This window comes from Micromonospora sp. NPDC049139 (assembly GCF_055586845.1).
This window is the reverse complement of sequence record NZ_JBVJHK010000001.1, coordinates 128986-149350: the sequence shown is the minus strand read 5'-3', so window position 1 is coordinate 149350 and position 20365 is coordinate 128986. Positions and strand designations below refer to the sequence as shown.

The 20365-nt window shown below is 75.1% G+C and carries 21 protein-coding genes, 1 tRNA gene and 1 pseudogene; 19 read left to right on the top strand and 4 right to left on the bottom strand.

Annotated features, from left to right (window positions below):
* Positions 1-245: 245 nt before the first annotated feature.
* The 9 genes and pseudogenes from fdh to ACZ6Q9_RS00720 all read left to right on the top strand — a co-directional run.
* Positions 246-3527, top strand: a pseudogene (gene fdh / locus ACZ6Q9_RS00760) (formate dehydrogenase); the annotation flags it as partial.
* 4 nt (positions 3528-3531) lie between these two features.
* Entirely contained in the window at positions 3532-4479 is a 948-nt protein-coding gene (locus ACZ6Q9_RS00755; protein ID WP_393261713.1) for a 4Fe-4S dicluster domain-containing protein, read from the top strand.
* Positions 4476-5624: an NrfD/PsrC family molybdoenzyme membrane anchor subunit gene (gene nrfD, locus ACZ6Q9_RS00750; RefSeq protein ID WP_396826990.1), complete on the top strand. Its 1149-nt coding sequence runs from the start codon at positions 4476-4478 to the stop codon at positions 5622-5624. The genes ACZ6Q9_RS00755 and nrfD overlap by 4 nt, the downstream gene beginning before the upstream one ends.
* A gap of 45 nt (positions 5625-5669) precedes the next feature.
* Positions 5670-5765: transfer RNA gene (locus ACZ6Q9_RS00745), tRNA-Sec, on the top strand.
* 19 nt (positions 5766-5784) lie between these two features.
* Positions 5785-7089: an L-seryl-tRNA(Sec) selenium transferase gene (gene selA / locus ACZ6Q9_RS00740; protein ID WP_396826992.1), complete on the top strand. Its 1305-nt coding sequence runs from the start codon at positions 5785-5787 to the stop codon at positions 7087-7089.
* 3 nt (positions 7090-7092) lie between these two features.
* Positions 7093-8856 (top strand): selenocysteine-specific translation elongation factor, encoded by a 1764-nt coding sequence (selB, locus tag ACZ6Q9_RS00735; protein WP_396826994.1) that lies wholly within the window; start codon positions 7093-7095, stop codon positions 8854-8856.
* A 40-nt stretch (positions 8857-8896) separates the two neighbouring features.
* Positions 8897-9094, top strand: a complete 198-nt coding sequence (locus ACZ6Q9_RS00730) for a hypothetical protein (protein ID WP_350687479.1) — start codon at positions 8897-8899, stop codon at positions 9092-9094.
* A 1-nt stretch (position 9095) separates the two neighbouring features.
* Positions 9096-10373: a hemolysin family protein gene (locus ACZ6Q9_RS00725; protein ID WP_393261723.1), complete on the top strand. Its 1278-nt coding sequence runs from the start codon at positions 9096-9098 to the stop codon at positions 10371-10373.
* Positions 10374-10448: 75 nt separating this feature from the next.
* Positions 10449-10634 (top strand): hypothetical protein, encoded by a 186-nt coding sequence (locus ACZ6Q9_RS00720; protein ID WP_357697469.1) that lies wholly within the window; start codon positions 10449-10451, stop codon positions 10632-10634.
* Positions 10635-10641: 7 nt separating this feature from the next.
* Here the strand turns inward: ACZ6Q9_RS00720 and ACZ6Q9_RS00715 are convergent, their stop codons facing one another.
* The gene (locus ACZ6Q9_RS00715; RefSeq protein ID WP_357461887.1) at positions 10642-11292 is read right to left on the bottom strand and encodes a hypothetical protein; all 651 of its coding nucleotides are present in this window, start codon (positions 11290-11292) and stop codon (positions 10642-10644) included.
* 121 nt (positions 11293-11413) lie between these two features.
* Here ACZ6Q9_RS00715 and ACZ6Q9_RS00710 point away from each other — a divergent pair, with 121 nt between their 5' ends.
* Entirely contained in the window at positions 11414-11617 is a 204-nt protein-coding gene (locus ACZ6Q9_RS00710) for a hypothetical protein (RefSeq protein ID WP_393450143.1), read from the top strand.
* Here ACZ6Q9_RS00710 and ACZ6Q9_RS00705 read toward each other — a convergent pair.
* From ACZ6Q9_RS00705 to ACZ6Q9_RS00695, 3 genes are all read right to left on the bottom strand, one after another.
* Positions 11614-12093 carry a hypothetical protein gene (locus ACZ6Q9_RS00705; protein WP_393261727.1) on the bottom strand — a complete coding sequence of 160 codons (480 nt, stop codon included), beginning with the start codon at positions 12091-12093 and terminating at the stop codon, positions 11614-11616. The two genes, ACZ6Q9_RS00710 and ACZ6Q9_RS00705, sit on opposite strands and share 4 nt — an antisense overlap.
* A complete protein-coding gene (locus ACZ6Q9_RS00700) occupies positions 12090-12302 on the bottom strand; it encodes a phosphatidylethanolamine-binding protein (protein ID WP_350683982.1) in 213 nt (70 codons plus the stop codon). The genes ACZ6Q9_RS00705 and ACZ6Q9_RS00700 overlap by 4 nt, the downstream gene beginning before the upstream one ends.
* Positions 12303-12376: 74 nt before the next feature.
* Positions 12377-13258, bottom strand: coding sequence for a universal stress protein (locus tag ACZ6Q9_RS00695; protein WP_396826998.1), 882 nt, complete (start codon positions 13256-13258; stop codon positions 12377-12379).
* 77 nt (positions 13259-13335) lie between these two features.
* Here ACZ6Q9_RS00695 and ACZ6Q9_RS00690 point away from each other — a divergent pair, with 77 nt between their 5' ends.
* From ACZ6Q9_RS00690 to odhI, 9 genes are all read left to right on the top strand, one after another.
* Positions 13336-14124, top strand: coding sequence for an SAM-dependent methyltransferase (locus tag ACZ6Q9_RS00690; protein WP_396827000.1), 789 nt, complete (start codon positions 13336-13338; stop codon positions 14122-14124).
* A gap of 180 nt (positions 14125-14304) precedes the next feature.
* Positions 14305-15483, top strand: a complete 1179-nt coding sequence (locus ACZ6Q9_RS00685) for a PP2C family protein-serine/threonine phosphatase (protein ID WP_393261735.1) — start codon at positions 14305-14307, stop codon at positions 15481-15483.
* Positions 15484-15536: 53 nt separating this feature from the next.
* A complete protein-coding gene (locus ACZ6Q9_RS00680; protein WP_393261737.1) occupies positions 15537-15998 on the top strand; it encodes a MarR family transcriptional regulator in 462 nt (153 codons plus the stop codon).
* 329 nt (positions 15999-16327) lie between these two features.
* A complete protein-coding gene (locus tag ACZ6Q9_RS00675; protein WP_393261740.1) occupies positions 16328-16969 on the top strand; it encodes a CDP-alcohol phosphatidyltransferase family protein in 642 nt (213 codons plus the stop codon).
* Positions 16966-17907 carry a DUF881 domain-containing protein gene (locus ACZ6Q9_RS00670; protein ID WP_393261742.1) on the top strand — a complete coding sequence of 314 codons (942 nt, stop codon included), beginning with the start codon at positions 16966-16968 and terminating at the stop codon, positions 17905-17907. The genes ACZ6Q9_RS00675 and ACZ6Q9_RS00670 overlap by 4 nt, the downstream gene beginning before the upstream one ends.
* Complete coding sequence (locus ACZ6Q9_RS00665) at positions 17904-18236, top strand: small basic family protein (RefSeq protein WP_091106953.1); 333 nt, start codon at positions 17904-17906, stop codon at positions 18234-18236. The genes ACZ6Q9_RS00670 and ACZ6Q9_RS00665 overlap by 4 nt, the downstream gene beginning before the upstream one ends.
* 10 nt (positions 18237-18246) lie before the next feature.
* Positions 18247-19212 carry a DUF881 domain-containing protein gene (locus ACZ6Q9_RS00660; protein ID WP_393261745.1) on the top strand — a complete coding sequence of 322 codons (966 nt, stop codon included), beginning with the start codon at positions 18247-18249 and terminating at the stop codon, positions 19210-19212.
* Positions 19213-19267: 55 nt separating this feature from the next.
* Positions 19268-19648, top strand: a complete 381-nt coding sequence (gene gcvH / locus ACZ6Q9_RS00655) for a glycine cleavage system protein GcvH (RefSeq protein WP_363707168.1) — start codon at positions 19268-19270, stop codon at positions 19646-19648.
* A gap of 215 nt (positions 19649-19863) precedes the next feature.
* Positions 19864-20316 carry an oxoglutarate dehydrogenase inhibitor Odhl gene (gene odhI / locus ACZ6Q9_RS00650; RefSeq protein WP_007071101.1) on the top strand — a complete coding sequence of 151 codons (453 nt, stop codon included), beginning with the start codon at positions 19864-19866 and terminating at the stop codon, positions 20314-20316.
* The last annotated feature ends 49 nt before the right edge of the window (positions 20317-20365 follow it).

Below are 20365 nucleotides of genomic sequence, written 5' to 3'. Positions count from 1 at the left end.
AGGGGGATCGCTGGCCGGCGCCCGACACGGGCGCCGGCCAGCGGCACATCTCCACCCGACATAGCCCCGCCCCCTGAGCCGATCCGGCTCGGGGGCGGCGCTGTCTGCGTACGCCAGTGGCGACGTCGCGGGCGCGGACGGTGACCGTCGGGTGGTGATCGGGGGCTCGGGTCGCGGCCGGGGTGCGGGCTGGCCTAGTGTGCGAGGGGTCGACGGTGTTCGGGCCGGGGGAGGGGGTGTCGCGGGTGGGTCTGCGGACCTTCATCGAGGGCTGGCCGGTCTACCGGCAGCTCACCGGCACCGACCCGCTGGGCCGGGGCGCCGCCGCGCAGTCGGCGCGCTCGGCCGGGCTGACGGCGCGCACCGAGACCGCCGACCGGATGGCCCGCTCGGTCTGCCCCTACTGCGCGGTCGGCTGCGGGCAGCGCGTGTACGTCAAGGACGAGCAGGTCACCCAGATCGAGGGCGACCCGGACAGCCCGATCTCCCGGGGCCGCCTCTGCCCGAAGGGCTCGGCCAGCAGGAGCCTGGTCACCAGCCCGCTGCGGCAGACGAAGGTCCGCTACCGGCGCCCCTACGGCACCGAGTGGGAGGACCTGGATCTCGACGTCGCGGTCGACATGATCGCCGACCGGATCCTCGCCGCCCGCGCCGAGACGTGGGAGGACGTCGACCCCCAGGGCCGGCCACTCAACCGCACGCTGGGGATCTCCAGCCTGGGCGGGGCGACGCTGGACAACGAGGAGAACTACCTCATCAAGAAGCTGTTCACGGCGATGGGGGCGCTCCAGATCGAGAACCAGGCGCGCATTTGACACTCCGCCACCGTCCCCGGTCTGGGGGCCAGCTTCGGTCGCGGTGGCGCGACGGACTTCCAGCAGGACGTCGCCAACGCTGACGTCATCGTCATCCAGGGCTCGAACATGGCCGAGGCCCATCCGGTGGGCTTCCAGTGGGTGATGGAGGCCAAGCGGCGCGGCGCCAGGGTGTTCCACGTCGACCCGCGGTTCACCCGCACCAGCGCGCTGGCCGACACCTACCTGCCGATCCGCGCGGGCTCCGACATCGCGCTGCTCGGCGGGGTGGTGCGGTACATCCTGGAGAACGAGCTGGACTTCCGGGAGTACGTGCTGGCCTACACGAACGCCGCGACGATCGTCAGCGACCAGTTCGTCGACGCCGAGGACGGCGACGGTTTCTTCTCCGGCTTCGACCCGGAGACCGGCAGCTACGTGCAGGACTCCTGGCAGTACGCGGGCCACGAGACCGACTCCGGCAGCGGGCACACCGCCAAGGATCGGGACAGCGCGGCCGGGCTGCTCCACGAGTCGCACGGCGCGCAGGTGAGCGGCCGGGTGGAGCGGGACGAGACGTTGCAGCATCCGCGCTGCGTCTACCAGATCCTCAGGCGGCACTTCGCCCGCTACACGCCGGAGATGGTGGAGCGGGTCTGCGGCATCCCGCAGGAGAGGTTCCTGGAGCTGGCCCGGGCGTGGGCGGAGAACTCCGGCCGCGAGCGCACCGGCGTGCTGATCTACTCGGTCGGGTGGACGCAGCACAGCGTCGGCGTGCAGTACATCCGCACCGGCGCGATCATCCAGCTGCTGCTGGGCAACATGGGCCGCCCCGGCGGGGGGATCCTGGCCCTGCGCGGGCACGCCAGCATCCAGGGCTCCACCGACATCCCGACGCTGTACAACCTGCTCCCCGGCTACCTGCCGATGCCGCGCGCCGAGCACACCACCTTCCCGCGGTGGGTGGACAGCTTCCGCCGCCCCGGCCAGAAGGGCTCCTGGGGCGACGCCGGCGCGTACGCGGCCAGCCTGCTCAAGGCGTACTGGGGGGACGCGGCGACGCCGGAGAACGACTTCTGCTATGGGTACCTGCCCCGGATGACGGGCGATCACGGGACGTACCAGCAGGTGCTGAACATGATCGACGGGAAGGTGAGGGGCTACTTCCTGCTCGGGCAGAACCCGGCGGTCGGCTCGGCGCACGGCCGCGCCCAGCGGCTGGGCATGGCGAACCTGGACTGGCTGGTGGTCCGCGACCTGTTCATGATCGAGAGCGCCACGTTCTGGCGCAACGGCCCGGAGGTGGCCGCGGGCGAGATCGTGCCGACCGAGTGCAGGACGGAGGTGTTCTTCCTGCCGGCCGCGTCGCACGTGGAGAAGGAGGGCACCTTCACCCAGACCCAGCGGCTGCTGCAGTGGCGGGAGAAGGCCGTCGACCCGCCGGGCGACGCCCGCTCCGAGCTGTGGTTCTTCTACCACCTGGGGCGTCGGCTGCGGGAGAAGCTGGCCGGCTCCGACCTGCCGCGTGACCGGGCGCTGCTCGACCTGGCCTGGGACTATCCCACGCACGGTCCGCACGCCGAGCCGAGCGCCGAGGCGGTGCTGCGCGAGATCAACGGGTACGACGTGGCGACGGGCCGTCCGCTGTCCACGTTCACCGAGGCCCGCGCCGACGGTTCGACCGCCGTCGGCTGCTGGATCTACTCCGGCGTGTACGCCGACGGCGTCAACCAGGCGGCCCGGCGCAAGCCTCGGCACGAGCAGGACTGGGTGGCTGCCGAGTGGGGCTGGGCCTGGCCGGCCAACCGGCGCACCCTCTACAACCGCGCCTCCGCCGACCCGCAGGGCCGGCCGTGGAGCGAGCGGAAGAAGTATGTCTGGTGGGACCCGGACGCCGGGGAGTGGACCGGCTACGACGTGCCGGACTTCGAGAAGACGAAGCCGCCGACGTACCGGCCGCCGGAGGGCGCGGCCGGCCCGGAGGGGATCGCCGGCGACGACCCGTTCGTCATGCAGGGCGACGGGAAGGGCTGGCTGTACGCGCCCAGCGGGGTGCTCGACGGTCCGCTGCCGACGCACTACGAGCCGGCCGAGTCGCCGGTGCGCAACCCGCTCTACCGGCAGCAGGCCAACCCCACCCGCAAGGTGTACGCGCACCCCGTGAACTCGGTGAACCCGAGCCCGCCGCAGGAGCACAGCGGAGTCTTCCCGTACGTGTTCACGGTCAGCCGGCTCACCGAGCACCACACGGCGGGCGGGATGAGCCGTACGGTGCGGACCCTGGCGGAGCTGCAACCGGAGATGTTCGTGGAGGTGTCGCCGGAGGTGGCGGCCGAGCGGGGCCTGGCGCACCTGGGTTGGGCGCACCTGGTCAGTGGGCGGGCGGTGATCGAGGCGAAGGTTCTGGTCACCGACCGGCTGGCCCCGCTGCGGGTGGACGGCCGGGTGATCCACCAGGTGTGGCTGCCGTACCACTTCGGGTTCGAGGGCCTGGTGACGGGCGACTCGGCCAACGACCTGTTCGGGATCACGCTGGACCCGAACGTGCTCATCCAGGAGAGCAAGGTCGGCACCTGCGACGTGCGCCCGGGGCGGCGGCCCACCGGGGCGGCCCTGCGGGATCTGGTGGCGGACTACCGGCGGCGGGCGGGTATCGTCCCCGGCCATCCGCCCTCGACCCTCACGCCGGGGGCGTTTCCGGCGCCGGCTCCCACCGACGGCGCCGGGGAGGACCGTGATGCTTCCTGACCCGAACAGCCTGTCCGGGCCGCTCGATCCCGCCCCGGACGCGGGCTGGGTCGACGCCCCGCCCCGGATGGGCTTCTTCACCGACACCAGCGTCTGCATCGGCTGCAAGGCGTGCGAGGTGGCCTGCAAGGAGTGGAACGACGTTCCCGGTTCGGGGCTGGACCTGCTCGGCATGTCGTACGACAACACCGGCGCGCTGACCGCGAACTCGTGGCGGCACGTGGCGTTCGTCGAGCAGCCCCGCCCGGCCGGGCACCGCGGGCCGCCGTTCGCCGGTGCGGCGACGGCCGGTCGGAGCGCCGGGCCGGAGTTCCTGGGCATGCCCGGGGCGCAGCCGCCGGGGCGGGCCGGTGGCGCGGAGGGGCGCAGCGATTTCCGCTGGCTGATGATGTCCGACGTCTGCAAGCACTGCACCCACGCGGCCTGCCTGGATGTCTGCCCCACCGGGGCGCTGTTCCGCACCGAGTTCGGCACGGTGGTGGTGCAGGAGGACATCTGCAACGGCTGCGGCTACTGCATCTCCGCCTGCCCCTACGGCGTCATCGACCAGCGCAAGGGCGACGGCCGGGCGTGGAAGTGCACGTTGTGCTACGACCGGATCGGCGCCGGGAAGATTCCCGCCTGCGCGCAGGCGTGCCCGACGGAGTCCATCCAGTACGGTCCCCTCGACGAGCTGCGGGAGCGGGCCGCCGCCCGGGTGGCGACCCTGCACGAGCGCGGCGTCACCGAGGCGCGGCTCTACGGGCACGACCCCGACGACGGGGTCGGCGGCGACGGCGCGTTCTTCCTGCTGCTCGACGAGCCCGAGGTGTACGGCCTGCCCCCGGACCCGGTGGTCACCACCCGGGACCTGCCGAGGATGTGGAAGCGGGCCGGCCTGGCGGCCCTGGCCATGGCGGCGGCGGCCGTCGCCGCGTTCGTCGGAGGTTCCTCTTGAGTCCGGACCGCCCGGTGGGCGACCTGTTCCGTCGCTTCCGCGATCGCCTCGACGCCGGCGTTCCCGGCGGACCGGCCGGCCCCGGCGATGTCGCTGGCGGCTCGGCAGGGGCGCCACCCGGCGGGTCCGGCGCGCCGGCGTCGACCCGTGCGCCCGGACGGAACCGGCGGCGGGGCGGCGGCCGGCGCGGCGGCGAGGAGCTGACCGTCCCGGAGGCCGAGTTCACCTCCTACTACGGCCGGCCGATCCTCAAGGCGCCGGTCTGGAAGTGGGACATCGCGGCGTACCTGTTCACCGGCGGGCTGGCCGCCGGCTCGTCGCTGCTCGCGGCGGGTGGGCAGCTCACCGGCCGTCCCGCGCTGCGGCGGGCCGGCCGGGTCACGTCGCTGGTGGCGGTGACCGCCAGCGCCGTCTTCCTGGTCAAGGACCTGGGGCGGCCGGCCCGGTTCCACCACATGCTGCGGGTGGCCAAGCCGACCTCGCCGATGTCCGTGGGCACCTGGATCCTCAGCGCCTTCGGCCCGGCCGCCGGGATCGCGGCGGTCGCCGAGGGTGCGGCGTGGCTGCCCGAGCGGGGGCCGCTCGGGCTCGCACGTCGGCTGCTGCCGCCGGTGGGGCACGCCGCCGGGCTGGCCGCCGCGGCGACCGCGCCGGCGCTGGCCACGTACACCGGCGTGCTGCTGGCCGACACGGCCGTGCCGTCCTGGCACGAGGCGTACCCGGAGCTGCCGACGGTCTTCGCGGGCAGCGCGCTGGCCAGCGGCGCCGGCGTGGGGCTGATCGCCGCGCCGACCGCGCAGGCCGGCCCCGCCCGCCGGATGGCGGTGGCGGGCGCCGCCCTGGAACTGTTCGGCGCGCACCGGGTGGAGACCCGGCTCGGGCTGCTCAGCGAGCCCTACCGCACCGGGCGGCCCGGCCGGCTGCTGCGCGCCGGGCGGGCCCTGACCGCGGCCGGGGTGGCCGGCGCGTTGCTCGGCCGGCGCAGCCGGGCGGTCTCCGCCCTGTCCGGGACGGCCCTGCTGGCCGCGTCGGTGGCCACCCGGTTCGGCATCTTCTACGGCGGCGTCGCCTCGGCGAAGGATCCGAAGTACACGGTGGTGCCGCAGCGGGAACGCCTCGACCGGCGGCGCGGCGCCGAGGGCTGACGCCCCACCGTTCACGCCCACCCGGGCTGTGGTTCACTGCTGCGTGGAGGCGTTCAGGCGGCTGGTGCCCCTCCCGGTCTTCAAAACCGGTGTGGCCCGGGACCCGGGTCAGGCGGGTTCGATTCCCGTCCGTCTCCGCCAACCTGCCGGAAGAGGGGGCATGGGGGACGTCGCAGCCGATCCGCGCCGGCGGGTGCCGCGCACCGACGCGCTGCTCGCCGACCCCCGGCTGACCGCGGCGGCGCAGACTCTGGGGCGGGACCGCGTCAAGGCCGCCGTCCGGTGGGCGCAGGAGCGGGCCCGCCGTGGCGAGATCACCCCCGAGGCCGTACGCGACGCCGCGCTGGCCGCCCTGCCGGCGTCCGCGCCCCGGGCCGTGCTCAACGCCACCGGGGTGGTGCTGCACACCAACCTGGGCCGGGCCGCGCTGTCGCCCGCCGCCGTCGCGGCGGTCACCGCCGCCGCCGGACACACCGACGTCGAACTGGACCTGCGCACCGGCCGGCGGGCCCGGCGCGGCCGCGACGCCCTCGCCGCCCTCGCCGCCGCGGTGCCCGCCGCCGGCGCGGTGCACGTGGTCAACAACGGCGCCGCCGCGCTGGTGCTCGCCGCCACCGCGCTCGCCGCCGACGCCGAGATCGTGGTCAGCCGGGGCGAGCTGGTGGAGATCGGCGACGGGTTCCGCCTGCCCGAGCTGCTGGAGAGCACCGGCGCGCGGCTGCGCGAGGTGGGCACCACCAACCGCACCACGCTCGACGACTACGCCGCCGCGATCGGCCCGCGGACCGGCTTCGTGTTGAAGGTGCACCCGTCGAACTTCCGGGTCACCGGCTTCACCTCGGCGGTGCCGGTGCGGCGGCTGGCCTCCCTCGGCGTGCCGGTGGTCGCCGACATCGGCTCGGGGCTGCTCGCCCCCGACCCGCTGCTGCCCGACGAGCCCGACGCGGCCGGCACCCTGCGGGCCGGGGCGGCCCTGGTCACCGCCAGCGGCGACAAGCTGCTCGGCGGGCCGCAGGCGGGGCTGCTGCTCGGTGCCGCCGACCTGGTCGAACGGCTGCGCCGGCACCCCCTCGCCCGGGCGCTGCGGGTGGACAAGCTGACCCTGGCCGCGCTCGCGGCCACCCTCGCCGACCCGGTCACGCCCACGTGGGCCGCGTTGCACGCCGACCCCGGCGCGCTGCGGGAGCGTACCGAGCGGCTGCGTGACGCCCTCGCGGCCGACGGGTGCAAGGCGGAGGTGGTGCGGGCCGGCGCGGTTGTCGGCGGCGGCGGCGCGCCGGGCGTGGAGCTGGACTCGTGGGCGCTGGGCCTGCCCGAGCGGTACGCGGAGCCGCTGCGCGTGGGTGACCCGCCCGTGCTCGGCCGGGTCGTCCGCGGGCGGCTGCTGCTGGACCTGCGCTGCGTGCCCGCCGACGCCGACGCCGCCGTCCGGGCCGCCGTGCTGCGGGTGTCGGGGGACGGCTGAGACGTGTTCGTGGTGGCCACCGCCGGGCACGTCGACCACGGCAAGTCGACCCTGGTCCGGGCGCTGACGGGGATGGAACCCGACCGGTGGGCGGAGGAGCGCCGCCGGGGCCTGACCATCGACCTCGGCTTCGCCTGGAGCACCATGCCGTCGGGCGGGACGGTCGCGTTCGTCGACGTGCCGGGGCACGAGCGCTTCGTGCCGAACATGCTCGCCGGCGTCGGCCCGGTGCCCGCCGCGCTGGTCGTGGTCGCCGCCGACGAGGGCTGGATGCCGCAGTCGGCCGAGCACCTGGCCGCGCTGCACGCGCTCGGAGTGTCGTACGGCCTGCTGGTGGTGACCCGCGCGGACCTGGCGGACCCGGGGCCGGCGGCGGCCCGGGCCCGGGCCGAGCTGGCGGCCACCTCCCTCGGCGCGGTCGACACGGTGGCGGTCAGCGCGGTGACCGGCGCCGGCCTGCCGGAGCTGCGCGCGGCTCTGGACCGGCTCGCGGCCCGGCTGCCCGCCCCGGCGGCGGACGCCCCGGTGCGGTTGTGGGTGGACCGCGCGTTCACCGTGCGCGGCGCCGGCACGGTGGTCACCGGCACCCTCGGCGCCGGCCGGCTACGGGTGGGCGACGAGCTGGAACTCGCCGCCACCGGCGAGCCGGTGCGGGTGCGTGGCCTGCACCGCCTCGGCGAGGCCCGGTCGGAGGTCACCGCGGTCGCCCGGGTGGCGGTGAACCTGCGCGGCACCCCCCGGGGCCGGGTCGGCCGCGGCGACGCCCTGCTCACCCCGGGCCGGTTCCACCGCACCGACCTGCTGGACGTCCGGCTGGCCGGCGACCCCGCGGCGGAGCTGCCCGCCACCCTGACCCTGCACGTCGGCGCGGCGGCGGTGCCCGCCCGGGTGCGGCCGTTGGGCGCGGACACCGTCCGGCTGCGGCTGGCCCGGCCGCTGCCGCTGCTGGTCGGCGACCGGGCGCTGCTGCGCGACCCGGGCCGGCACCACGTGGCCGGCGGCGTGACCGTGCTGGACGTCGCGCCGCCGCCACTGACCCGCCGGGGCGCGGCGGCTGCCCGCGCGGCCGTGCTGGCGACCGTGGACGGCCGGCCCGACCTGGCCGGCGAGCTGCGCCGCCGGGGCCTGGCCCGCGCCGCCGACCTGGTCCGCACCGGCGTCGAGGTGACCGGGCGGCCCGTCGTGGGGGACTGGCTGGCCGACCCGGAGCACTGGCGGCGGCTCGGCGCCCGGCTGGGCGGGGAGGTGGCCCGGCACGCCCGGGAACACCCCCTCGAACCGGGCGCGCCGGTGGAGCTGCTGCGGCAGCGCCTCGACCTGCCCGACCGGGCGCTGGTCGAGGCGCTGGTCCGGCCGCCGCTGCGGCTGCACGCCGGCCGGGTCACCGCGGCCGCCGCCGACGCGCTGCCGGAGCCGGTGGCCCGCGCCGTCGCCCGGGTCCGCGCCGAGTACGCCGACCGCCCGTTCCGGGCCCCGGAAGCCGAGCGCCTGGCGGACCTGGGTCTGGGGCCCCGGGAGATCGGCGCGGCGGTACGGGTCGGTGCGCTGCTGCGGGTCGCCGAGAACGTGGTGCTGCTGCCCGGCGCGGTCGACGAGGCGGTGCGGGTGCTGGCCGGGCTGCCGCAGCCGTTCACGCTCAGCGCCGCCCGGCAGGCGTTGGACACCACCCGCCGCGTCGCCGTGCCGCTGCTGGAGTTGCTGGACCGCCGGGGCGCCACCCGGCGGCTGCCCGACGACGCCCGGGTCGTGGTCGCGGCCCCGTCCTGAAGCCGCCCCGGCGGGGCGGGCGGTCGCCTAGCGTGGCGCCATGGACCCTTCCGCGGTCTGGCGGGACAAGCAGCACAAATGGCGGATCGAGGCGTACCGGGCCCCGGACCTGCGCTTCGCGATCTTCGCGACGAACGGCACCACCGAGTCGGCGCCGCTGTGGCTGTTCGGGATGTCGGCGCTGGCACGGTGGCTGATGACGCACAAGATCTCCCTCGACGACCTGGAGGTCGACTGACATGGGGGCACCGCTCGGGCAGCTCGCGCTGGTAGCCGTGCTGGTGCTCGTCAACGCGGCCCTGTCGGGCAGCGAGATGGCGCTCGTGACGCTGCGCGAGGGGCAGGTGCGGCAGCTGGGTCGGCGTAGCCGTTCCGGGGAGCGGCTGGCGCGGCTGGTCCGCGACCCCAACCGCTACCTGGCCACCATCCAGCTCGGCATCACCCTCGCCGGGTTCCTCGCCTCCGCCGCCGCCGCGGTCTCGCTGGCCGAGCCGCTGGTCGGGCCGCTGGGCTTCCTCGGCGAAGCCGCGCGGGGCGCCGCGGTCGTCCTGGTCACCGTGCTGCTCACCTTCGTCACCCTGGTCGTCGGCGAGCTGGCCCCGAAGCGGCTGGCGATGCAGCGCGCGGAGCGGTGGGGGCTGCTCAGCGCCGGCCCGCTGGACCTGCTGGCCCGGGTGTCCCGACCGGCGGTCTGGTTGCTGAGCAAGGCCACCGACGTGGTGGTGCGGCTCGCCGGCGGGGACCCGCGGGCCAGCCGTACGGAGATGACCGAGGAGGAGCTGCGGGAGATCGTGGTCAGCCAGCGGGGCCTGTCCGCGCAGCAGCGGGAGATCCTCACCGGCGCGTTCGACATCGCCGGCCGGACGCTGCGGGAGATCCTCGTCCCCCGGTTGGACGTGACCGTGCTCCCCGCGACCCTGCCCGCCGACGAGGGGCTGCGCCGGCTCGCCGCCGCCGGCCGGTCCCGTGCCCCCGTCGTCGGGCCCGGGGGGCTGGACGAGGTGCGCGGCGTGGTGCACATCCGGGACCTCGTCGCGGCGGGCGCGGCGGCGGTCGGCGACCGGGCGCGCCCGCCGCTGCTGCTGCCCGGCACCCTGCCGGTGTCCGACGCGCTGCGCCGGCTGCGGCTGTGCCACCAGCAGCTCGCCCTGGTCGTCGACGAGCACGGCGGGGTCGACGGCCTGGTGACCCTGGAGGACCTGCTGGCGGAGGTGGTGGGGGAGCTGTACGACGAGACCGACCGGGACGTGACCGGGGTGGCCCGGGAGCCGGACGGCTCGCTGCTGCTGCCCGGCGACTTCCCGTTGCACGACCTGGCCGATGTCGGGGTGCGGCTGCACTTCCGGCCGTCGCGGGAGTACACGACGGTGGCCGGGCTGGTGCTGGCCGGGCTGGGGCACCTGCCGACCGGGCCCGGGGAGACGGTGCATCTGCCGGGGCTGACCGTCGAGGTGGTGGAGGTGTCCGGCCGGACGATCCGCCGGGTCCGGCTGCGGGGCGTCGCCACCGGGGCGTGACCCGGGGCCGCCACGGTCGGGTGAACCCGGACGAACCGGCCACGCCGGGCGTGGGGCGGGCGTACCGTCCGGTACGTGAAGGACCGAGGGATGCGGACGTTCGTCACCGTGCTGGCCGGGCTCGCGGTGATCTACTTCGGCACCACCGGCCGCAGCGAGGAGGACGGTCGGGGCGTGTCGGGCGGGCTCGTGGTGCTCGCGCTGCTGGCGGCGCTGCTGGTGTGGAACCTGACGAAGCCGGGCGACAAGCCGGTCAAGTGAGCCTGCCTCACCGCCCGGCGGCGCGAGTGACCTCGCCGGCGGACTCCTCGCCGAGCGACACCCGCACCAGCGCCGAGGCGAGCCTGCCGAAGTCGGCCGGCTCGACCAGCCCGGCCAGCTTGTCCGGCGAGCGGGGCAGGCCGAGCCGCTCCGCGCCGGACAGGGCGCGGCGGTCGGCGTACGGGCGCAGGTCCGGCCAGACCACCTGTGCCTCGCGCAGGAAGATGTCGGCGCCGGTCGGGCCGATGCCGGGGAACTCGGTCAGCAGCCGGCGCAGCGCGGGCGGCTCGCCGTCGGCCTCGCGGTGCAGCCGGCGCAGGTCGCCCCGCCAGCGGTCCAGGCACAGCCGGGCGCCGGTGCCGAGCATCGTCGAGGTCCGCTCGTCGTAGCGGCGGTAGTGGCCCCGGCCCAGCGCGTCGACGCGGTCCTGCCAGCTTGCCGCCTCCATCGCCTGCGGGGTCCGGTAGCCGGCGGCGAACAGCTCCCGGGCGGCCGACACCGCGACGCAGGCCCGGATCCGGGTGCTCAGCAGCGTGGCGAGCACCAGCAACTGGTAGAGCGGGGCGGGCCGGTCGGCGAGCCGGATGCCCGCCTCCTCGGCGTACGTGGTGCCCCGCCGGTCCAGCAGGACCCGCGCCATCCTCCGGTCGTCGCCCATCCTCGGGGTGTACCCGCTGGGTGCCGGGTCAGCCCTGCGACCGTCCGCCCGGGCCGGCATGCCACCCACGGCGCCGGGTAACCGAGGTGGGACACGGTCGAACCCCGGAAGGAGAAGACCCGTGGTGAATCCGCAGCAGGAGGAACTGCGCCGCAACGACAAGGGCGCCACCAGCCAGTACAGCAAGGTCCCGAGCCCTGGCGGCCATCCGCGCAACCGAGGCTCGTCCGGCGGCGACGAGGGCCGGCCGGTGCCCCGGGGGCAGGTCTCCCCGTACGGCCCGGCGATGGAGCCGGTCGCCGACGACGAGAGCGCCCGGGGCTAACGACCGAGGCCCGACACGGGCGGCCGCAGCCGGTTCCAGGTGGCTGCGGCCGCCATGCCGTACGCGACGTGCGGCACGATGTCGGCGATCCAGTCCGACCGGCGCCAGCGGCGCGGGTCGGTCACCCCCAGCAGGGCCATCGACCCGTCGGACATCGTCATCACGCCGCCGCCGAGCACCCCGGTGGCCAGGGCCAGCGGCATCCGACGGCCTCGGGCCAGCACGGCGTAGCCGACGCCGGCCGCGATGCCCATCCCGTAGCCGAGCAGGGGCCCGAGGCCCGAGCGGCGATTCACCGCCCGGTCCTCGGGCCCCAGATCCACGTGCGCCGCCCCGGCCAGCCGCCCGGCGGTGGTCTCCGGGGTGCTGCTCGCCGGCCTCGCGCGCAGCACCATGTCCAGGTAGCTGACCACGTTCAGGGCGGCGCTGCCGACGGCGCCGGCGATCGCCCCGTCGGCCAGGTGCGACGCCCTCACTTCGGGTCGCCCGGTTCACGCTCGCCCTTGGGACCGTAGACCCGCTCACCGCGGACGACGCCCCGCTGCCCGCGATCGGACTGCAGGATCCGGTTCGCCACGTCGTTCGCCTTGCGGTCCGACACCCGCCGTCCCGAATCGTCGATCACGTCACGGATGCGCGCCCGCTGCTTGTCGTACGCGTTGCTGCCCGGCCGTGGTCCTGGCATCACTGCCTCCTCCGGTCGTCCTCGCCGTTGGCGTACCGCGGTCGTCTACCCGCCTGCGGCGGGGCCAACCCGGCTCAGCGGGGCGCGTGGACGACGGCGACCGGGCAGTCGGCGTGGTGCAGCACGGACTGGCTCACCGAGCCGAGCAGCAGCCCCGTCAGTTCGCCGCGGCCCTGCCGGCCCACCACGAGCAGCTGGGCCCGCCGGGACGCCTCGGCGAGCACGGTGGTGGGGCGACCCCGCACGGTCTCCCGGCTGACCGGCACGTCCGGCCACCGCTCGGTCAGCCCGGACAGCGACTCGGCCACCACCCGCTCCTCCTCGGAGCGCAGCTCGGTGTCGTCGTACACCAGGGGTTGCATGTCGCCCGGCGCGGTGGACGTCGGGTGCCGGTAGGCGTGCAGCGCGACCAGCGGGGCGTCGCGGACCGACGCCTCCTCGACGGCGAACTCCACGGCGAGCCGGGACGTCTCGGAGCCGTCGACCCCGACCACGACGGGGCCGTCCGGGCGGTCGGTGCCCCGGGCGACGAGCACGGGGCAGTCGGCGTGCGAGGCGACCTGCACCGCGACGGAGCCGACCACCAGGGCGGAGAACCCGCCGAGCCCCCGGTCGCCCAGCACGATCATCGCGGCGGCCGGCGACTCGCCGAGCAGCACCGCGGCGGCCTCCCCGTCGATGATCTCGCCGGAGACGCGCAGCCCGGGCACCGCCGCCTCGGCCTCGGTGGTCGCGGCGGCGACGAGCTGCTCCGCCTGGTGTCGCAGGCCGGCGCCGGGCGGGGCGGCGGCGGGCGCGTCCACCGGCACGCGCAGCAGCGGCCAGATGAACCCGTGCACGATCCGCAGCGGCCGGTTCCGGCGGGCCGCCTCGACGGCGGCCAGCCGTACGGCGCGCAGCGCCGCCTCCGAGCCGTCCACGCCGACGACCACCGCCGCGCCGTTCGCCGAGTTCACCGCCCACCTCCCGCCGGTTCCCGGCCAGTATCGCGGCCGGTGCCCGGTCGGCGAGGCGATACCGCCCAGGACGACCGGTGGGTACGCTGTCGACGACCGCCGGGGAGGGAGCGTCGTCGATGGTGGAGCCGGACCAGCCGAGCACCGCGCGAATGATCGATTTCTGGCTCGGCGGGGAGCACCACTTCCCGGTCGACGTGGCGGCGGCCCGCGCCTTCGAGCAGGCGTACGGGCCGTGCGCGCCGGTCTTCCGGGAGCTGCGGGCCTTCCTGGGCCGGGCGGTCCGGGCGATGGTCGCGGAGGGCGTGGAGAGCTTCCTGGTCTTCGGCGCGGGGGTGCCCACCATGGGCAACGTGCACGAGGTCGCCCCCGACGCCACCGTGCTCTACACCGACGTCGACCCGGTCACCATCCGCCTCGGCCAGCGGCTGCTCGCCGGCAGCGACCGGGCCGGCTACGGCTACGGCGACGCCACCGACATCGGCACGGTGGACCGCGCCCAGCTGCACCGGTTCGTGCCGGGGTGGGGGAGGAGGCCCGTCGGGGTGGTGTTCCTCGGCCTGGCCGCGTTCCTCGACGACGAGACCCTCGCGCGCACCCTCGACGAGCTCTACGAGGCGACGGCGCCGGGCAGCCTGCTGGCGGTCGACTTCGACACCGAGGAGCTGGCCGGCTACCCGGAGGCCCTCGCGATGATGGGTCCGGCGTTCCGGATGCGCCCGCCGGCCGCGTTCGCGCCGCTGCTCGGCCGCTGGACGCCCACCGCCGACGGCGTCGTGCCGATCACCCGGTGGCGTCCCGACGGCCCGCCGGCGCAGGTTCCGGACGCCTTCCACGGCGCGGTCGCCGTCCGCTCGGCCGGCTGACCGGCCCCGCCCGCCGTCCGCGCCGCCGCGAGGCCGCGCGGGGGCGGCAGCGTGCCGTCGGGTCGTCCGCCCGGGGCGGGTACGCCGCCCCCGCCGGCGTCGGGCCGCCCGGCCGCCCGGCGGCCGACGACACCTCCGTATGATGCTTGCCCTACGGCAAGTATTTCCGGAGGATGATCGATGGTGGAGGCACCGGCCCAGGTCTCGCGTGCGTTGCGTGCGGCGCCGCCCGACCAGGTGGTGGAGGCGGCGGACCGGGCCATCCGGGCCGGCCTCGGCGCGTCCCGGACGGACGTGTTCATCGCCGACTACCGGATCAGCGGGCTGTGGCCGGTGCTGGACCCGGAGCTGCCCGACGGGGGCTTCCTCGCCTGCCGCAGCATGGCGCAGCGCTGCTTCAGCAGCCAGCAGCCGGTGACCGACGCCGACGACGAGGGGCGGTGCCGGCTCTACCTGCCGCTGTCGGTGTGGGGGGAGCGCCTCGGCGTGCTCCTGGTCGAGCTGCCGGCCCCGCTCGGCCCGGACACCGTCGACCGCGTCGCGGACATCGCCGGCGAGCTGGCGGTCGTCCTGCGGGCGGCGGACCGGGAGACCGACCGGTACCGCCGGGTGCGCCGGCGGGAGCGGCTCAGCATGGCCGCCGAGATGCAGTGGGAGCTGCTGCCGGGACGCAGCGTCAGCCACGGCGCGTTCGAGCTGGCCGGCCAGCTGGAGCCGGCGTACACGGTCGGCGGGGACCACTTCGACTGGTCGGTGGACGGTGACCGGCTCACGGCGACGGTGTTGAACGGCGCCGGCATCGGCCTCGCGGCGGCGCTGCTCACGGCGGTGACCGTGAACGCGCTGCGCAACGCCCGGCGCTCCGGGGGCAGCCTCGTCGAGCAGGCCGAGCTGGCCTCCGACACGGTCTTCTACCAGCATCGCGGGCGAAGGTACGTGGCCACGCTGCTGCTGGAACTGGACACCGTGACCGGTCGGGTGAGGGCGGTGGACGCCGGCTCCCCGCGCCTGCTGCGGCTGCGCGGCGGCACCGTCACGCCGATCACGCTGGAGCAGCAGCTGCCGCTGGGCATGTTCGCCGAGGCCCGCTACGACGTCCAGGAGTTCGACCTGGCGCCCGGGGACCGGATCTTCGTGGTCAGTGACGGCGTGTGGGCCGCCGATCCCGGCGACCGGGGGGCGTACGGCGAGCGGGCGATGGCGCGGGCGATGCGCGCCACGCGGCTGCAACCGCCGGCCGAGGCGGTTGGTACGGTGATGCGCGAACTGCACGCCTGGCATGCGGACGCGGATCTCCGCGACGACGCGGTCGTGGTCTGCCTGGACTGGCGTGGCACGGGTGGCCGGGGCGACGGGTGAGGCTCCTCGCCGCACCGGCCGGGCACGAGCGGGACGATCGCAGGGGACACCTGGTGGAGCGACCTCCGAATCTCGCCGCGGCGATCGACGCCGCCGCCGAGGCGCTCGTCGGTGTGCTCGACTCCGCCGCGTCCCGGCACCAGATGGCCGTCTCGCCGACGCAGTTGCGCGTGTTGTCGCTGATCAGCAGCCGGCCGGAGACCAACGTCAACGGCCTGGCCGAGTTGTTGGACGTCGTGCCGTCCTCGGCGAGCCGGCTCTGCGACCGGCTGGAGGCCACCGGCCTGCTGCGCCGGGTGGCCGACCCCCGGGACCGGCGGGAGGTGCGGCTGGTGCCGACCGCCGCCGCCGAGACGCTGCTGCGCGAGTTGAAGGAGCGCCGGCACCGGGCGGTGCAGGTGGTGCTGGACCGGATGCCGGGCCGGGTACAGCACGACCTGCTGCTGGCCCTGCGGGCGTTCGAGCAGGCCGCGACGGCGGAGCCGCAGTCGGACTCCTCGGTCCGTACCGCCTGACGACCTTCCCCGCGCGCCGCCCGTCCCGCCACCCAGCCGTCCGCTTCCCGCTAGTGTCCTAGGACGCCTTAGGGGTGGTGACTGCCCCGACGACACCCGGACAGCGTCGCCGGAACCGGATGCCTGAAACCCGGGAGGCCGCGACGAGCCCGATATAGTGGCAGCGCAGTCAGCCGGCCCGCGATCACGTTGATCGCGGGCCGAGTCAGGCGGCGGTCCCGTACGGGGATCGCAGGGGGTGCCGGCGCCAGCCGGCCCGACAGCGCGCACGGAACTCCGCGGTGCCCGTCCTCGGCCGGGCGGTCGGAGCGTGTGGCGGAGGAGGTTCGGTGTCGCGTCGGCCGGCTCGCTCGGAACACGCGGAGGCCAGCGCCGACACGAGCGCACCGGCAGCGGGCGACCGTGTCCTGACGCTGCCGAACCTGATCAGCTTCGTCCGGCTGCTGGGCGTCCCGCTCTTCCTCTATCTCCTGCTCGTCGCGCACGCCGACGTGGCCGCGATCGTGGTGCTGGCCGTCGGCGGCACGACGGACTGGGTGGACGGGTGGGTCGCGCGCCGGATGCGCCAGGTCAGCCGGCTGGGGGAGCTGCTCGACCCGGCCGCCGACCGCCTCTACATCCTCGCCACCCTGGTCGGGTTCACCGCCCGGGGCGTGGTGCCCTGGCAGTTCACCGCGGCGCTGCTGGCCCGGGAGCTGCTCCTGCTGGGGTCGCTGGCGGTGCTGCGGCGGTACGGGTACGGCCCGCCGCCGGTGCACTACGTCGGCAAGACCGCGACGTTCCTGTTGCTGGCCGCCTTCCCGGTCCTGCTGCTCGCCGCGGCGGTTCCCGGTGCCGAGGCGGTGGCCGGGCCGATCGGTTGGGGGCTGGCCTGGTGGGGCCTGGTGCTCTACTGGGTGGCCGGCGCGATGTACGTGGTGCAGGCGAGCCGGCTGGTCAGGGCCGTGCGCGCCGAGGGAGCGTCGGCATGACGACGCCGGGCGAGGGGCGGGGACGGTCCGACCGGGTGTACGCCCCGGACTTCCTCACCGAGTTGTTCCGCAACCCGTTGGATCCGGGGTATGCCGACGCGGCGGCCCGGCGCCGGGAGCGGCAGGCTCCGCCGGCGGGGTGGCGGCACTGGTCGGCGCGGTCGGTGAGCCTGGTCCTGGCGGTGGTGCTGGGGTTCCTGTTCGCGGTCGCGTACCGGCAGACGTTGGAGGCCGAGCCGGGGCGCAGCCAGGCCCGCTCCGGCCTGGTGGCGCAGATCAAGCAGCGGGAGAGCGAGACCGACCGGTTGTCGGAGCGGGCGGACCAGTTGCGGGCGGAGGTGGCGCGGCAGCGGGCCGCGGCGCTGGGCGGCTCGGAGGCGGCGCGGCTGCGCACCCTGGAGGCGGGCACGGGCCTGGGGCGGGTGCGGGGTGACGGCGTGGTGGTGCGGTTGGCGGACGCGCCGCAGAATCCGGACGCGGTGACGGGCGCGGACGTCGGTCCGTCCCGGGTGATCTACAGCGATCTGCAGGGGGTCGCCAACGACCTGTGGGCCGCCGGCGCGGAGGCGATCTCGATCAACGGGCAGCGGTTGACGGCGACGTCGACGATCCGGTCGGCGGGGCAGGCGATCCTGGTGGACTTCCGGCCGGTGACGGGGCCGTACGAGGTGTCGGCGATCGGGCCGGGGTCGATGCGGGACCGGTACGAGGACAGTCGCAGCGCGTTGACGATGCGGAAGGTGGCGGAGGACACCGGGTTGTCGTTCGCGGTGCGGGAGGCGGAGGACCTCACCCTGCCGGCCGCTCCGGAGCCGCGGCTACGCTACGCGGAGCCTCCGGCGAGCGCGAGTCCGTCGCCGTCGGGGGCGGACCGTTCCGCCAGTTCTCAGCCGTCCGGTTCGAGGACGTCTCCCAGCCCCTCCGGAGGTGGTCGATGATCGCGGTGCTGGCGTTGCTCGCCGGTGTGGTCCTCGGGGTCTGGCTCGACCCCACGGTTCCCGCGGGTTTGCAGCCGTATCTGCCGATCGCGGTGGTGGCGGCGTTGGACGCGGTGTTCGGTGGGGTGCGGGCGAAGCTCGACCGGATCTTCGACGACAAGCAGTTCGTGGTGTCGTTCATCTCCAACGTGCTGGTGGCGGGTCTGATCGTGTATCTGGGTGACCAGCTCGGGGTGGGTGGTCAGTTGTCCACGGGTGTGGTTGTCGTGCTCGGGGTGCGGATCTTCGGGAACGTGGCGGCGATCCGCCGGCACCTGTTCCGGGCGTAGGTTTGTGGCGATGAGCAGCGAGGAGCACACGGAGACGGGCACGGGTTGGCCGCAGCCGGCGGGGCCGGGGCGGCCGTCGGGTCCGGCGGGGGAGCCGGATCCGCGGCCGGACGCGCCGGATCCGGACGAGTTGAGTCCGTTGGCGCCGGAGCGGGCGGAGCCGCCCGTGGCGGAGCCGGACCGGTTCGACGAGGGCGCGACGGTGGACCTGAGCCGGGCTGGCGGTGAGGGGTCGGGCGGGTCGTCGCCGGAGGCGCCGGCGGCCGCAGGGTCGCCGTGGCGGCGGGTGAGTTCGGCCGGGGTGATGATCGCGGTGCTGCTGGCGTTGCTGGGGTTCACGCTGGTGGTGCAGTTGAAGACGACGTCGACGGATCCGACGGTGGCGGCGACGCGGCAGGAGGACCTGGTCCGGATCCTGTACGACCTGAATTCGCGGGAGGTCCGGCTGCGGCAGGACATCGCGGCGCTGGAGGAGAGTCAGCGGCAGTTGCGTTCGGGTGAGCAGGGGCGGCAGGCGGCGTTGGACGAGGCGACGCGGCGGGCCGACGAGTTGGGCATTCTGGCGGGGACGTTGCCGGCGACGGGTCCGGGGTTGGCGGTGCGGTTCGAGGCTGGTGAGAAGCCGATCTCGGCGTCGCGGGTGTTGGACGCGGTGCAGGAGTTGCGGGGCGCCGGCGCGGAGGCGATGCAGATTTCCGGCGGTGACCGGGCGTCGGTGCGGATCATCGCGTCGACGTACTTTCTGGACGGGGAGAACGGGTCGTTGGTGGTGGACGGGCGTCGGTTGACGGGTCCGTTCACGATCACGGTGATCGGTGATCCGGCGACGATGCGTACGGCGTTGAACATTCCTGGCGGGGTGGTGGCGTCGGTGACGGGCGACGGCGGTAAGTTGATCGTTGAGGATCGTGAGGCTGCCGAGGTTTCGGCGCTGCACGCGCCGATCAAGCTGGAACACGCCCGTCCGGTCTCCTGACCGGCGCGGCTCGCACCGGTGGTGTCCGGTGCGTCGATGGTGAAGGACGCGTCTGGTGATTCCTGAGGATCTGCGGTATTCCGCCGAGCACGAGTGGGTGGCGGGTGACGGCGGCGGCCCGGTGCGGGTCGGCATCACCCACTTTGCGCAGGACGCCCTGGGTGACATCGTGTATGTCCAGCTGCCCGATGTCGGTGCGGTGGTGGCGGCGGGTGAGTCGTTGGGTGAGATCGAGTCGACGAAGAGTGTGTCGGAGATCTACGCCCCGCTCGGCGGTACGGTGGCGGCGCGCAACGAGGCGCTCGGCGACACCCCTGAGGTGATCAACACGGACCCGTACGGTGCGGGTTGGTTGGTGGAGATCACCCCGGACGATCCGGCGGCGGTCGAAGGGCTGCTGTCCGCGGACGCGTATCGTGAGCTCACCGAGAGCTGAGTGCGTCCCCTCCGGGCGTGGTGGTTGTGTCCGCGCGTCCGGTTGCCCTGCATTTCGGCGCTGGCTAGGCTCGCCCAGTCGACCGAGAACCCAATAGTTGAGCGTTGCGGAATTGCCTTTCCGGGCACGGGGAGCCAGCCGCCGGGTGTTCGAGTGCCCGGCGGCCAGACCCGCCATTACCCGACGCCGACCGAACAGATCCGTGAGGTGGTCCCATGACGCGCCCAGACGACGAGTTCCCCCCGCTCGACGTCACTTCGACGCTCAATCTCGGTTCGCTCGACGAAGTGCTGGAGGGGCCGGACACCGATGTGGTGCCGAGCCGGATGTCCGGTTCGTTGCCGCCGGGGATGGCGCTGCTGGTGGTTCGCCGGGGTCCGAACGCGGGTGCCCGGTTCCTTTTGGATCATGATGTGACGACGAGTGGCCGGCATCCGGACAGTGACATTTTCCTGGACGACGTGACGGTGTCGCGGCGGCACGCCGAGTTCCATCGTGACGGTGGGACGTTCACTGTGCGGGACGTGGGAAGCCTGAACGGCACGTACGTGAACCGGGAGCGGGTCGAGGCGGCCACGTTGAGCAACGGTGACGAGGTGCAGATCGGTAAGTTCCGGGTGGTGTTCATCGCCGGTCCGCGCCCGGAGGAGGAGGCCGGCCGGGGGTGAACGAGCCTGCGGCCTCCTCGCCGCCCGGGGCGGCGCGTGCCCGACCGTT